Below are 12,805 nucleotides of genomic sequence, written 5' to 3' on the forward strand. Positions count from 1 at the left end.
GTGGTTGAAGTATGTGGTTGCGTGTTCGGTAAAACCGATAGGTATGAAAAACAGCAATCTGACAAGTTAAAAGGAGGAAACAATCATGGCAAAAAATTATGTTGATGACACGGCAATGGGTTCATTAAGACGTAAAGATGATAATGTAAATCGTGACATTTACGAAAAAGGCCGAACGGGATATAACGATGATGAAGATCCTTCTATGAAAAAACAAGAGTTCCCTGGCGATGAGATTGTGGAAGATTTAAGAGAACTTTCACGTCAGCAAGGGCAAAGAGGCGGAGACCCAGCCTTTATAAGTGGCGAAAATGTCCAACAAGAGAATGATAGGCAAAGGTATGGGGATTCGATTTCCAAGAATGCCGATAAGGAATTTCAACGAAGCACTTGAGAATCAACCACAGAATCGCAAAATAAAAGTAACGATTAAAATCGTTACGGATTCTTAATCGATCATACACTGCCTTTACTATATAAAAGAGGCTTGCACAAAGAGTGCAAGCCTCTTTTCGTGTGAGAAACGCACTAGGAAGTTGGCACTATTCGTAACCCTGCCTAAATTTGGTATAATGCTAGAAAAATATTTTTTAAAAAAATAGGTTTAACTTTTTTTAAAACGGGTATGTAACACTGTAAATATTTCAGAGGTGATGATGGGATGAAAATAATGATTGAAGAACATCAGAATGATAAGGAAATGTTCGTGTCGGTTACAGGAGAAATCGATGCTTATACTGCACCAAAACTTCGTGAGGAGCTATTGCCGCTTTCAGAAGGCCAAGGTAAAACGATTACAGTCAATCTGAAGGATGTTTCCTACATGGATAGTACGGGATTAGGTGTATTTGTTGGATTGTTCAAGCAGCTGAATAAAAATGAGGGAGAACTAAGGTTAGTAGAATTATCGGATCGATTGGTTCGCCTTTTTGAACTGACAGGATTGGATAAAATTATGAATATTTCAGAGGACGGGGGACGATGAAAAACGTGATGGATTATGTTGAAATGAAGTTTCCGGCGAAAGCGGAATATGTTGGTGTCATTCGATTAACCATTTCAGGCATTGCCAGCCGCATGGGTTATACATATGAGCAAATCGAGGATATTAAAATTGCTGTTAGTGAAGCTTGCACAAATGCGGTGCAGCATGCCTATCCGGAAAGTGAAGTCGGAGAAGTGATTGTCGGCTTTGGTATCTACGAGGATAAGTTAGAAATGATGGTGGCCGATAACGGTCAAAGTTTTAACTTTTTAAAGACAAAAGAGGAATTAGGCCCTTATACAGAGTCAAGTACGATCGATCAACTAACAGAGGGAGGGTTAGGTCTCTTTCTAATCGAAACGCTCATGGATGAAGTCCGTGTGTTGAATCGTTCTGGAGTAACGGTCTTCATGGTGAAGTATCTAGGCGAGGAGCGTGAAAGTCATGACAAAGCCACCTCAGACCGCGAAACGAACTAAGGAAGAAACCTATGCATTAATCCGAGACTATCAGGAGAATGAGAGTGAGAGTGCCCAAATCCAGTTAGTTGAACAGTACACCAATCTGATCGGGAGCATTGCAAGAAAATATTCAAAAGGAAGAAATTTGCATGAAGATATCGTGCAGGTCGGGATGATTGGTTTATTATCCAGCATTAGACGTTTCGACCCTAGTACCGGGAACCCATTCGAAGCCTATTTAATTCCGATGGTCATTGGTGAAATTAAACGTTTTTTAAGGGACAAGACATGGGATGTTCATGTACCTCGACGAATTAAAGAAACGTGGCCAAAGTTGAATGCAGCTGTAGAAGAACTAACCAACCGCTTGCAACGCTCACCAAAAATACATGAAATCGCTGAGCATTTAGGGATTTCTGAAGAAGAAGTACTCGAAACGATGGAATTAGGAAAAGGGTATCAAACGGCGTCTGTGGACCAAACGATTGAAACCAGTTCCGACGGCAGCGGGGTTACCGCGTTAGATGTCATCGGGTCAGAAGACAAAGGGTATGAAAGAGTGGATCAGCAGATGCTGGTGCAGAGTGCCCTTCATGTATTGGACGATAGGGAGAAGCAAATTATTCAGTGGACCTTTATTGAAAATAAAAGTCAACGTGAAGTGGGAGAATCCCTGGGAATTTCGCAAATGCATGTATCCCGTCTGCAAAAAAAGGCGATTGAGAAATTACGAAAGGCACTTGCAGGTAATGCCCATCAGGACAGACTAAACTAGTCGGTGCCTGTCACCGAAGAAGGAGTCATGCTCATCTTTTAAAAAAAGGGAGTGAAGCCAATGCCAATGAAGATTGTCGTTGTAGATGATAATAAAACAAACCTAATCATTGTCGAGAAAATCCTGAGGAAAGCTGGATATAATAGGTTACTTTTATTGTCATCTGCAGCGGATTTATATCAATATTTACAGCTCGATTCACCGAATCCTGGTGAAGTCCCGGTTGACCTCATCCTCATGGATTTGATGATGCCAGGAATTGATGGAATTGAAGCCTGCAGGAAAGTCTTGGCCAATGAGCGGTTCTCGGATCTGCCAATTATTTTTGTTACGGCGATGGGTGATTCAAATATAATGGCTGAGGCTATGGATGCGGGAGCTCTGGATTATGTCATGAAACCGATTAATAAAGTCGAGCTCCTCGCTCGAATTCGGTCTGTACTAAGGCTAAAGCAAGAAAAAGACCTGCGGAAGGAACGAGACCGACGAATTCAATATGATCTCGACCTGGCCAGACAAGTGCAGCGAAGCATGCTCTCAGGGCCGCTCCAGGAAAAGGATGTCAGCATTTCTGCCGTGTACAGGCCAACCTTCGAGCTAGCTGGTGATTTCTATGCCTGGTATCAGATTAGTCCGAGCCAATATGGAGTGATTTTGCTTGATATGATGGGTCACGGGATTTCCTCCTCACTTGTAGGAATGTACATCTATTCCGCGTTAAAGGATAGTATTACGGGAATCGTTGATCCACAAAAGGTCATGAAGGAACTGAACCGTCGAATGCTTCAACTACATACGCCTGATAGTTTAATGAACTATTATTTCACGGCGATTTATTTTGTGCTTGATACGGAAAAGAAAACGATTGAATACGTCAATGCCGGTCATCCTACAGGGATTGCGATTGTCGATGAAGAAGTGAAAATGTTAACAGAAGGTTCCTGTGCGCTCGGGTTTTTTGAAGAGATTGACGTCACCAAAGGGGTGATTCCTTATCGTGATTCTGCCCGAATCCTGCTGTTTACGGATGGATTATCCGAATGGCTGGAGGAGAAATATGAGGATGCGGCCGATAAGCTGATTAGCTCCTTACAAGCTGTGGATATGGGAGATCCGGCAGCAATACTTCATCAACTGCAGCCGGGCTGGGAACTGGTAAATCCTCCGAAAGACGATATGTGTATGGTCTTAATTTCTACTAATTAAAAGGGGTGTCAGCACGGCGGCTGACACCCAATTTTTATGATTACTCCGCAAGATACGCTTCAAACATCCATCTATGCTTTTCTAACGAGGTACGAATGTGAACGAGCAAGTCTTCAGTAGGTTGATCTTCATTTTCTTCGGCAAGGGTGATTCCTTCTGTCAGCTCATTACAAATCATGTCAAAATCATCTGCCAGTGATTGAACCATTTGCTTGGCATTTTCCTCGCCTGTTGCTTCCTTCAGAGTGGTAAGTTCCAGAATCTCCGTAAGGGTTGCAACCGGTAATGCCCGTTGTGCAAGCATTCTTTCTGCGATCGTATCAAGATGTAAGGCTGCTTCCTTGTAAAGTTCTTCAAATTTAAGGTGCAGGGTGAAGAAGTTTTCTCCCTTTACGTACCAGTGGAAATGGTGCAGCTTCATATGAAGAACAGAAAAGTTCGCCACCTGTCTGTTGAGTGTTTCGGATAATGTTTTTTCTTTGGATTTTGATTTTGTTTTTGTTGAAGTTGCCATAGATATTACCTCCTGGTTTGTGGTGTACCAGTTATATACCCTGGTGACTTTAAGTTGAAACTATTAAAATTTTCATAGGTTTTATTAAAGACAAATTTGCTAGGTTGAAGTGGGGAAATGTCCTTCATGAGGGTGGTGAAGGACAAATCCTGCTAGTTGGAGTGGAGAAACGTCCTTCATGAGGGTGGTGAAGGACAAATCTTGCTAGAAGGAGTGGGGAAATGTCCTTCATGAAGGTGATGAAGGACAAATCTTGCTAGGAGGAGAGGGGAAGTGTCCTTCATGAGGGTGGTGAAGGACAAATCCTGCTAGTTGGAGAGGGGAAGTGTCCTTCATGAGAGTGATGAAGGACAAATCTTGCTAGTAGAAGAAGAGAAATGTCCTTCAGCAGGTTGAGACAAATTTCCTATTGGGTGAGATTACTAGAAACGATATGATAGAATTAACTAATTTTTACAAGAGGGGGAAGGAGAGAATGAAGAAAGGATTCCATTTCAACATCCAAACGAAAATTATTGCAGGCTATGTATTCATTTTGGTTTGCTTAGTCGTCTCCCTGCTGATCATCATGGATCGGATGTCGGCTCTGCAAAAAGAAATTGATTTCATATCGGAGCATGATATAGAGGTTCACAATTTGGCGAATCAGATTCAAAAAAATGTCTTAGATATAGAAACAGGTATGAGAGGCTATGTCATTACAGGCAATGAGGAGTATCTCGAGCCTTACAATACAGCTAGCCGAGGCTGGCTCGACAACTACAATACACTTCATTCCCTGCTGGGGGATAATGGGACGCAGCAGCGCAATTTAGAAGAAATGAAACCGCTGATACTAAACTGGATCACCGGTTCTGCCGAATATGCCGTTAATCAAAAAAGGGCAAATAACCAGACGGCATTAGACGAGTATTTTAATAAGAACAAAGGTAAAAAAATGACAGATGAACTCCGGGCACATTTTGAGTCCTTCCTTGAAAATCAGAGGGACATGACAAATAAGCGTGTGGAGAAGCTGAATCAGGAGAATAACAATTTAAAAATCTCGTTGTATGGCCTTATCATCGTGGTCACCTTGATTACGATTGCTACCGCCGTATTCCTGTCCAATTCAATTGTCAACACAATTAAGCAGGTTGTTCGGACGATTAAAAGTGTTACAGATTCAAGAGAGACCGAGGTTGACCTTTCCACTAGAATCGAGGTCAACACGCATGATGAAACCCAGGAACTCGCGGAAGCGATGAACGAACTTCTCAGCAGTCTAGAGAAACACAATTGGATTCAGAAAAGCGTGGCAGAAATCTCGACCATGTACCAGGGAATGACAGATCTCACAGAATTGACGCAAGCCTTTATCACTAAGCTTACTCCTTTGCTTGGAGGTGTCTATGGTGTTGTTTACCTGCGCAGGAATCAAGGAAGCGAAGTTCGTTATGTGAAAGAGGCCGGTTATGCGATTGTTTCAGAAGAAAGGGCTGCTGAGAGTTTCCGGTTAGGAGAAGGGCTAATTGGCCAGGCGGCAATGGATAAAAGAATCTTCCTGATTGATAAGCTGCCAGAGGAACATTTTAAAGTGGCTTCGGGGTTAGGTCAATCTTCACCAACGAATCTATTGGTTGCGCCCATTTTAGTAGATGGCAGGGTAGAAGCGGTGGTGGAATTCGCTTCGTTTCAGCCATTTATATCGCAGCATCTAACTTTATTGGATCTGCTTCAAGATAAGTTCGGTTCAGCGATTACCAATGTAGCCGGACGGATGGAAGTTGAAAGGCTGCTAGGGGAATCACAGGTGTTAACCGAAGAGCTCCAGGCGCAATCAGAGGAGCTTCAAGCCCAATCTGAAGAATTGCAAATGCAGCAGGAACAATTGCGGATTACCAATGAATATTTAGAAGAACAGAAGCAGTACGCCGAACAAAGAGCGTACGACCTGAAAAAAGCGAAGGATGAACTAGAAGACTATTCAAGGAAACTGCAGATGAGCTCGCAGTATAAAACGGATTTCCTTGCGAATATGTCACACGAGCTGCGCACGCCATTAAACAGTATTCTGATTCTATCTCAGATGCTAATGGAAAATGATGAGGAAATGGATGGATCAGAAGTAAGGGATTCCTCACGTGTTATTTACACAGCCGGAAGTGACTTGCTGCGGTTGATTGATGATATTCTTGATTTATCAAAAATTGAAGCAGGTAAAATTGAAATTTTAACAGATGAAGTCAACGTAACGGAAATTCCACAAATGATGAAGAACATGTTTGCCCCTGTTGCCGCCAAAAAGAATCTGACTTTTGAGGTGCAAACAGATTCAAATGTACCTTCTGTGATCACGACAGACGGGCAGCGTTTGCAGCAAATTTGGAAGAATTTATTATCCAATGCATTTAAGTTTACGGAACAAGGTTCTGTAACAGTAAGTATTGAACTCGCTGAAAGAGAAAAGGTTGAGGAACATTTGCCTGGCTTGGATGAAGAGGAATTGGTGCTGGCCATCTCTGTGAGTGATACAGGAATTGGAATTGCTCAGGAGAAGCAGCAAATTATCTTCGAGGCGTTTCAACAGGTGGATGGTACAACCAATCGACAGTATGGCGGAACTGGTTTAGGGTTATCGATATGCCGTGAATTTACCCGTTTACTGGGCGGTGCGATTACGCTTCAAAGTGAGCCGCAAAAAGGAAGTACGTTTACACTATATGTTCCTTGCAGTCTGGAGTCTATGGAATATTCCCTTCCGTTTGATTCACAACTGGCGCTTGAGGAAGTGGCCGCAAGTGTGAGCGGAATGACGGAGGAACAGGAAACGTCCATAGAGGAGGAAGAAACGCCTGAGGAAGAAGAAGCGACAGATGACCGGTTTTTTAAAGGAAAGAAAGTCCTGTTGGTAGAAGATGATCGCCGGAATGTATTTGCACTTGTTACTGCTCTAGAGAAGAAGGGTGTGAAGGTCCAAGTTGCGGAAAACGGCAAGCGGGCGATTGAACTTTTACAAGAACAGGGAGACTTTGACCTCGTGTTCATGGATATTATGATGCCGGTGATGGGCGGCTATGAAGCGATGAAAATGATCAGGCAGGAGTTGGAGTTGGAAAGACTGCCCATTATAGCACTCACGGCCAAGGCAATGAAAGGTGAACGTGACAAGTGTATGGAAGCCGGTGCTTCCGATTATATTATGAAACCATTAAATATCAATCAGTTATTCTCGTTAATGCGGGTATGGCTGACCGAGCAGGTGAATGAAGATTGAACGAAACAACCAGAGAGATTGTAACAAATATCAATCTACTAGAGCCAAATGAGCTTCAGGAAATCGAAATTAAATTGCTGCTTGAGGGCTTATATCAAATGTATGGATATGACTTTCGGGGCTATGTCCGCGGTTCGATTGGCAGGAGGATACTGAACCGGATGAAAGCGGAGAGGCTGCCAACCATTACTGCTTTATTGGAAAAAGTGCTCCACGAACCCGGGGTTTTGGAGCGGCTGTTAAATGATTTTTCTATTCGGATGACGGAAATGTACCGAGACCCTAGTTTTTTTGCCGCATTTCGGAATGAAGTGGTGCCTTTGCTCAGGGAGCTTCCAGAGGTCAGGATATGGCATGCGGGCTGCGCTACGGGTGAGGAGGTTTACTCGATGGCGATCCTGCTGCAGGAGGAAGGTCTTTGGAAAAAAGCGAAGATCTACGCAACCGACATGAATGAAAAAGCTTTGATGGCTGCGGAAAGGGGAGCGTTCCCGCTAAAAAAGATGCAGCAATATACGAAAAATTACTTGAAAGCGGGTGGAAAAATGGCGTTTTCGGAGTACTATTCCACGGACCACCAGTTTGCTTATTTTTCACCCAGCTTGACCGAGAAACTCACCTTTGCTCAGCACAATTTGGTGAGTGACAGCTCGTTTAACGAATTTCATGTAATACTATGCCGTAATGTCATGATCTATTTTGATAACACCCTGCAGCAGCAGGTTCATGGTCTATTTTATGATAGCCTTGCTGACGGAGGATTCATTGGTCTAGGAAGTAAAGAATCGATCCTAGGTATGCCGAAGGGTATGAAATATGTAGAATTTAATTCAAGTGAAAAAATTTATCGAAAAAAAGTAGATGCCTGAGCGTGTTCAGGCATCTTTTTTATGTTTGATAGAGTGCTTGGAAGGGTATTTCATTGTAAAAAGACTGTGAGGGAACAGGATGAAAATAAGAATCGAGATTTTCTTTGTCATAATGATGGTTTTCTTCTGCTGGATGGTTCTTTTTACAAGATTCCCTTTTTGGTGGAAAGCAATCGGTATGGGGGTGTATGCAGCGATTATACTTTACAGTGTAGGAGAGCTATGGCTGCAGAATCGTCCAGTACCGAGAACTCTTTTATGGACATGCTTGTTGATTTTACTGCCGGTTGCAGGCTATATTTTCTACATATATTCGGGGCAAATGCTATTTAAAGGGGAACTTTTTCAAAGTAAGCGTGCAAGTGACCGCGAGTTTTTCGAGGCATTTGGTAAACATAAGCGGCCCATTGAGATGCTATCCACGCTCAATGACCACCAACGAGGTTTTGTCAGCTATCTCGAACGCGTGACGTTAACCAACCAAAGCCAGAATACGAGGACTAAAATTTTGCAAAACGGGGAAATAACCTTTCTTGAGGTGAAACAGAAGTTAAAGGAAGCGAAGGACTTTATTCATTTAGAGTATTATATTTTTCGCTATGATCGGCTGGGGCAGGAGCTGATGGAGATATTGACTGATAAAGTAAAGGAAGGAGTAGAGGTCAGGCTGATTTACGACGCGTTTGGAAGTTTTACCCTTTCCGAACAGGATAAAAGGAAAATGGCGGAATCCGGGATTCAGATTCAACCTTTTCTGCCGCTGATATCCGGTTGGTTTACGCAAAAGTTTAATTTTCGTAATCATCGAAAAATTATTGTGATTGACGGAAAAATTGGATTTGTCGGCGGGTTGAATGTGGGAGTGGAATACCTTGGTGAGGATGACAGGTTTGGTTTTTGGTGTGATACGCATGTGTTGCTGGAAGGAGAAGCCGTCCAGACACTACATGCCGTTTTTTTATTAGATTGGAAATATGTCTGCGGAGAAGCCTTGTTTGAAGACCCCCGCTACCTGCAGCCTGTTTCGTTAGCGGGCAACGGTCTCGTCCACGTGGTTGCTACTGGACCCGAAACCCGAGACATGGGGGATCATTTTTATGCGATGATTTCGAGTGCAACCGAATCGATTTGGATTGCGACTCCCTACTTTATTCCAAGCCAGACTATTATGACTGCGCTTCGGGTAGCTGCAAAAAAGGGCATTCAAGTTCGGCTCATGGTGCCTGAGAGCAATGATAGTTTTCTAACCCAATATGCCACCCAATCTTACTTTCCCGATCTTCTTCGAGCTGGAATTGAGATTTACACCTATCAAAAAGGCTTCTTACATAAAAAAGTAATTATTGTTGATGGCGACATGGCCACGATTGGAACCGCGAATATGGACCAGCGCAGTTTCCATTTGAATTTTGAGGTGAATTTGTTTTTAACAGACACCGACAGCATTGACGACCTTGTGAGTCATTTTGAAGAGGATCTTAAAGAGTGCAAGCGGGTAAGGCCTGTTGCGTTTTACAAGAGGGGGATAGGGGTTAAATGGAAGGAATCTTTTTCGCGGTTGTTTTCGGGTGTGCTTTAGTATGTGGCGGATTTCTTTGGGGAGTCCGCTGATTCCTTTGGTGAGCGGGGTACCTGCCAAAATGTGGTCTTTATCTGCGGATTTTGTTTGCATACCTGCATAGAATGCTGTTTACCTGCATTTTTCCTTAGTTTATCTGCCTAATGAATTGAGTGACCCTACTTGGGATTGGAAAAAAGCCAGGCTGCGGCCTGGCTTAGGTGTTGTATTTTCCTATATTTGGATATTTGTCTCAGAATTAAGCGTTGCTTTTAGAATGGGGCGTGTTTTTTTAGTTCCCCTTTTTATAGAGAATTCTTTTACCTGCCAAAATGTGTTTTCTATCTGCGGATTTTGATTGCTTACCTGTATAGATTGCTGTTTACCTGCATTTTTTCTTAGTTTATCTGTCTAATAAGTTGAGTGACCAAACTCGACATTGAAAAAGCCAGGCTGCGGCCTGGCTTTGGTATTGTACTTTCTTATATTAGGATATTCATCTCGGAATTAAGCGTTGCTTTAAGAATGTGGCTTGTTTTTTAGTTTCCCTTTTTATAGAGAATTCTTTTACCTGCCAAAGTGTGTTCTCTATCTGCGGATTTTGATTGCTTACCTGCATAGAATGCTGTTTACCTGCATTTTTTCTTAGTCTATCTGCCTAATAAGTTGAGTGACCAAACTCGACATTAAAAAGCCAGGCTGAGGCCTGGCTTAGGTATTGTATTTTCCGATATTTGGATATTCATCTCGGAATTAAGCGTTGCTTTTAGAATGGGGCGTTTTTTTTTAGTTCCCCTTTTTATAGAGAATTCTTTTACCTGCCAAAATGTGTTCTCTATCTGCGGATTTAGTTTGCTTACCTGCATTTTTCCTTAGTTTATCTGCCTAATAAGTTGAGTGACCAAACTCGACATTGAAAAAGCCAGGCTGCGGCCTGGCTTGGGTATTATATTTTCCTATATTTGGATATTTATCTTAGGATTAAGCGTTGTTTTTAGAATGGGGCTTGTTTTTTAGTTCCCCTTTTTATAGAGAAATTCTTTTACCTGCCAAAATGTGTTCTTCACCTGCGGATCCTAGAAGCTTACCTGCCATTTGCCCCAATTAACCTGCCAAATTCCTTAGTTTATCTGCCTAACCATTTCAACTGCCACCAACCTCGAGCTGCGATCTAACCCTGATTCTAAAACGTAAAAAAGAAGACTGCACCTTATGCAGTCTTCTTTGGGTCTATATTACGCTTTTCGTCTAATCATTTTCAAGATAACGCTCACGATTAGAACAACGACAATAGCGCCGAGAAGGGCTGGTAAGATATAAAACCCTCCAATGACAGGTCCCCATCCGCCTAAAGCAGATCCAATCCAGGCACCGATAAACCCTGCAATGATATTACCAATTACTCCACCTGGAACATCACGCCCCAGAATAAGTCCGGCCAACCAGCCGATAATTCCTCCAATAATTAATGACCAAATAAATCCCATGAAAATCTCTCCTTTCTGTTTTTCATCAAGCTATGGTTAGTAAATACCCGGTATCACATCAGTTAAACCTAGTAGTGAAAAAACTTATTACGATTTTGCGCCAAACGCTCCTTTACACTCGTCTCGGGCGTGTTCATTCGTGTTTCCAAGTAACGCTGGCAAACCTTTAATTCAAATGATAATCGATTAAATGCTTCCTGATCCCGCTCATCCAGACACTGATCGATTCTTCGTTTTAACAAACTGATTTTTGTAATTAACTCTGCTTTATTCCTCATATTACCCCTCCAGTTATGCTTTTTTTTACCTGAAGGGTATATACCCCAATATTTATCCATTAAAACTAATGGAATTTTTACTAAATAGGTTTGGTGATGTGTTAGAGGGGTTATATAACTGGTACAAGCTGACACATCAGCTAGAAAAATAACACTAGGAGGAATCAACATGGAAAACGTAAAGATTGTGGAAAATGGAGTTCAGGCTAAAAAGGAAATCGCGGACTTTATGATGGAAGGGTTCACTAAGGATGAAATTTATCTATTCGCACATGACGAGGACCGTACAGAACATCTTACAGACGCACTGGAGATCAGCGCGGTTGGTGTTGGGGAGCAGGGAGTATTTGAATCATTCGCCAATGTATTTCGTTCCAGAGGAGATGAACTGCGTGCGAAGTTAGAGTCACTGGGATTATCAGCCGCAGCGGCAGAGCGTTGTGAAGAACAAATGGATGATGGAAAAGTGGTTGTCGTCGCATCAAAAACGGCTTAACAAAAATAATGAGGTGAATAGTCATGAAAAAGTCCAATCAGAGCATAGAAAGATTGAAAGGTATGCGTAAACGGGCAAGGCATAATAATAGAGATAGTCAGTCACTCATGCAATATTTTAATAAACCAATTATTCACAAGGAGATACATGGGGACCGAGTTTACGTTCCGTTAAGAATCAGCAGGATTTGGAATGGAATCTAAACGTCCACATTACTTATTAACTGCCTAAACACTGATTGGGCACACATAAACAGTGTTTAGGCAGTTAATGCGTTAAAAGTTTGCTATAATAGAAACGAAACCTTTCAGGTTTTCATCCGTCAGTATTATATGCACCTACTTTATGCATAAAATTTATGCATAATAGTGGATTTTTGCATAAATGGTGACAGGCACCGGAGGGGTATTATGGAGAATTTTGGGCAGATTGCTTTGTTGAGTATTTTTTCGCATTTGGTGTTTATTGCGCTGGCGTGGTGGGCGCTGCAGTCGATTCGTTTGGATAAGCTGCTGAAACCGAATCATGTTTTTCAGGCGCGATTATTGTATATATTGTTGGCGATTATTATTGGATCGACGGTTAGTAACTTTTTCCTAGACTATCTTTCATGGTCAAGGCAGCTGCCGTTAATTTTACAATACATACACAATTGGTAAAAATTTAGGTCTTCGTACATGTATCTTTTTTGAGGAAAATTGAGTACAATTCATTTTGTGTGAAAAAATGTGCAATCTTCAAGAAAAAGTAACAACTTAGAAAATAGATGGATACATGTTTTAGCAAAAATGAGATTACCAACGCAAAAACTAGAACCTGTCTAATGCAGGAATGAGGTAATTTTCAAAAAGATCTTCTGTATCAAAAAGCTTGTCCAAAAGTGTCGACATTTCCCAAGTATGCTATTCCTCCCCTTGGTA

General features: G+C 42.0%; 13 protein-coding genes. 10 read left to right on the top strand and 3 right to left on the bottom strand.

The annotated features are described in order from the left end of the window. The first annotated feature begins 85 nt into the window (after positions 1 to 85). From ACN6MT_RS05435 to ACN6MT_RS05455, 5 genes are all read left to right on the top strand, one after another. Positions 86 to 394, top strand: a complete 309-nt coding sequence (locus ACN6MT_RS05435) for a hypothetical protein (protein ID WP_419955028.1) — start codon at positions 86 to 88, stop codon at positions 392 to 394. Between the two features lie 267 nt (positions 395 to 661). Then, positions 662 to 985, top strand: a complete 324-nt coding sequence (locus ACN6MT_RS05440) for an anti-sigma factor antagonist (RefSeq protein WP_419955029.1) — start codon at positions 662 to 664, stop codon at positions 983 to 985. After that, on the top strand, positions 982 to 1,464 hold the full coding sequence (gene rsbW, locus ACN6MT_RS05445; RefSeq protein WP_419955030.1) for an anti-sigma B factor RsbW: 483 nt from the start codon (positions 982 to 984) through the stop codon (positions 1,462 to 1,464). The genes ACN6MT_RS05440 and rsbW overlap by 4 nt, the downstream gene beginning before the upstream one ends. Continuing rightward, complete coding sequence (sigB, locus tag ACN6MT_RS05450) at positions 1,430 to 2,221, top strand: RNA polymerase sigma factor SigB (RefSeq protein ID WP_419955031.1); 792 nt, start codon at positions 1,430 to 1,432, stop codon at positions 2,219 to 2,221. The genes rsbW and sigB overlap by 35 nt, the downstream gene beginning before the upstream one ends. Before the next feature lie 66 nt (positions 2,222 to 2,287). After that, positions 2,288 to 3,427: a PP2C family protein-serine/threonine phosphatase gene (locus ACN6MT_RS05455; protein ID WP_419956382.1), complete on the top strand. Its 1,140-nt coding sequence runs from the start codon at positions 2,288 to 2,290 to the stop codon at positions 3,425 to 3,427. 40 nt (positions 3,428 to 3,467) lie between these two features. On the opposite strand, the gene ACN6MT_RS05460 is transcribed toward ACN6MT_RS05455, so the two are convergent. Beyond that, on the bottom strand, positions 3,468 to 3,941 hold the full coding sequence (locus tag ACN6MT_RS05460; protein WP_419955032.1) for a Dps family protein: 474 nt from the start codon (positions 3,939 to 3,941) through the stop codon (positions 3,468 to 3,470). A gap of 475 nt (positions 3,942 to 4,416) precedes the next feature. Between ACN6MT_RS05460 and ACN6MT_RS05465 the strand changes: the two genes are divergently transcribed. From ACN6MT_RS05465 to cls, 3 genes are all read left to right on the top strand, one after another. After that, positions 4,417 to 7,197 carry a CHASE3 domain-containing protein gene (locus tag ACN6MT_RS05465; RefSeq protein ID WP_419955033.1) on the top strand — a complete coding sequence of 927 codons (2,781 nt, stop codon included), beginning with the start codon at positions 4,417 to 4,419 and terminating at the stop codon, positions 7,195 to 7,197. Positions 7,198 to 7,295: 98 nt separating this feature from the next. After that, positions 7,296 to 8,066 carry a CheR family methyltransferase gene (locus tag ACN6MT_RS05470; protein WP_419956383.1) on the top strand — a complete coding sequence of 257 codons (771 nt, stop codon included), beginning with the start codon at positions 7,296 to 7,298 and terminating at the stop codon, positions 8,064 to 8,066. Positions 8,067 to 8,145: 79 nt separating this feature from the next. After that, positions 8,146 to 9,645, top strand: a complete 1,500-nt coding sequence (cls, locus tag ACN6MT_RS05475; protein ID WP_419955034.1) for a cardiolipin synthase — start codon at positions 8,146 to 8,148, stop codon at positions 9,643 to 9,645. 1,214 nt (positions 9,646 to 10,859) lie between these two features. On the opposite strand, the gene ACN6MT_RS05480 is transcribed toward cls, so the two are convergent. Next, positions 10,860 to 11,111, bottom strand: a complete 252-nt coding sequence (locus tag ACN6MT_RS05480; RefSeq protein ID WP_419955035.1) for a GlsB/YeaQ/YmgE family stress response membrane protein — start codon at positions 11,109 to 11,111, stop codon at positions 10,860 to 10,862. 68 nt (positions 11,112 to 11,179) lie between these two features. Next, complete coding sequence (locus ACN6MT_RS05485) at positions 11,180 to 11,389, bottom strand: IDEAL domain-containing protein (protein WP_063254767.1); 210 nt, start codon at positions 11,387 to 11,389, stop codon at positions 11,180 to 11,182. A gap of 169 nt (positions 11,390 to 11,558) precedes the next feature. On the opposite strand from ACN6MT_RS05485, the gene ACN6MT_RS05490 reads away from it, so the two are divergent. Then, a complete protein-coding gene (locus ACN6MT_RS05490) occupies positions 11,559 to 11,885 on the top strand; it encodes a general stress protein (protein ID WP_063254768.1) in 327 nt (108 codons plus the stop codon). A gap of 407 nt (positions 11,886 to 12,292) precedes the next feature. After that, entirely contained in the window at positions 12,293 to 12,544 is a 252-nt protein-coding gene (locus tag ACN6MT_RS05495) for a DUF1146 family protein (protein ID WP_063254822.1), read from the top strand. Positions 12,545 to 12,805: the final 261 nt, after the last annotated feature.

This window comes from Neobacillus niacini, from assembly GCF_048572935.1.
Taxonomy (GTDB): domain Bacteria; phylum Bacillota; class Bacilli; order Bacillales; family Cytobacillaceae; genus Neobacillus; species Neobacillus niacini.

Excerpts from the sequence above, each read along its gene's own strand:
- ACN6MT_RS05460 (WP_419955032.1), bottom strand. The coding sequence starts at position 3,941 with ATGGCAACTTCAACAAAAACAAAATCAAAATCCAAAGAAAAAACATTA.
- ACN6MT_RS05480 (WP_419955035.1), bottom strand. The coding sequence starts at position 11,111 with ATGGGATTTATTTGGTCATTAATTATTGGAGGAATTATCGGCTGGTTG.
- ACN6MT_RS05455 (WP_419956382.1), top strand. The coding sequence starts at position 2,288 with ATGAAGATTGTCGTTGTAGATGATAATAAAACAAACCTAATCATTGTC.
- ACN6MT_RS05470 (WP_419956383.1), top strand. The coding sequence starts at position 7,296 with ATGTATGGATATGACTTTCGGGGCTATGTCCGCGGTTCGATTGGCAGG.
- ACN6MT_RS05440 (WP_419955029.1), top strand. The coding sequence starts at position 662 with ATGAAAATAATGATTGAAGAACATCAGAATGATAAGGAAATGTTCGTG.
- ACN6MT_RS05490 (WP_063254768.1), top strand. The coding sequence starts at position 11,559 with ATGGAAAACGTAAAGATTGTGGAAAATGGAGTTCAGGCTAAAAAGGAA.
- ACN6MT_RS05465 (WP_419955033.1), top strand. The coding sequence starts at position 4,417 with ATGAAGAAAGGATTCCATTTCAACATCCAAACGAAAATTATTGCAGGC.
- ACN6MT_RS05485 (WP_063254767.1), bottom strand. The coding sequence starts at position 11,389 with ATGAGGAATAAAGCAGAGTTAATTACAAAAATCAGTTTGTTAAAACGA.
- sigB (WP_419955031.1), top strand. The coding sequence starts at position 1,430 with ATGACAAAGCCACCTCAGACCGCGAAACGAACTAAGGAAGAAACCTAT.
- ACN6MT_RS05435 (WP_419955028.1), top strand. The coding sequence starts at position 86 with ATGGCAAAAAATTATGTTGATGACACGGCAATGGGTTCATTAAGACGT.
- cls (WP_419955034.1), top strand. The coding sequence starts at position 8,146 with ATGAAAATAAGAATCGAGATTTTCTTTGTCATAATGATGGTTTTCTTC.
- rsbW (WP_419955030.1), top strand. The coding sequence starts at position 982 with ATGAAAAACGTGATGGATTATGTTGAAATGAAGTTTCCGGCGAAAGCG.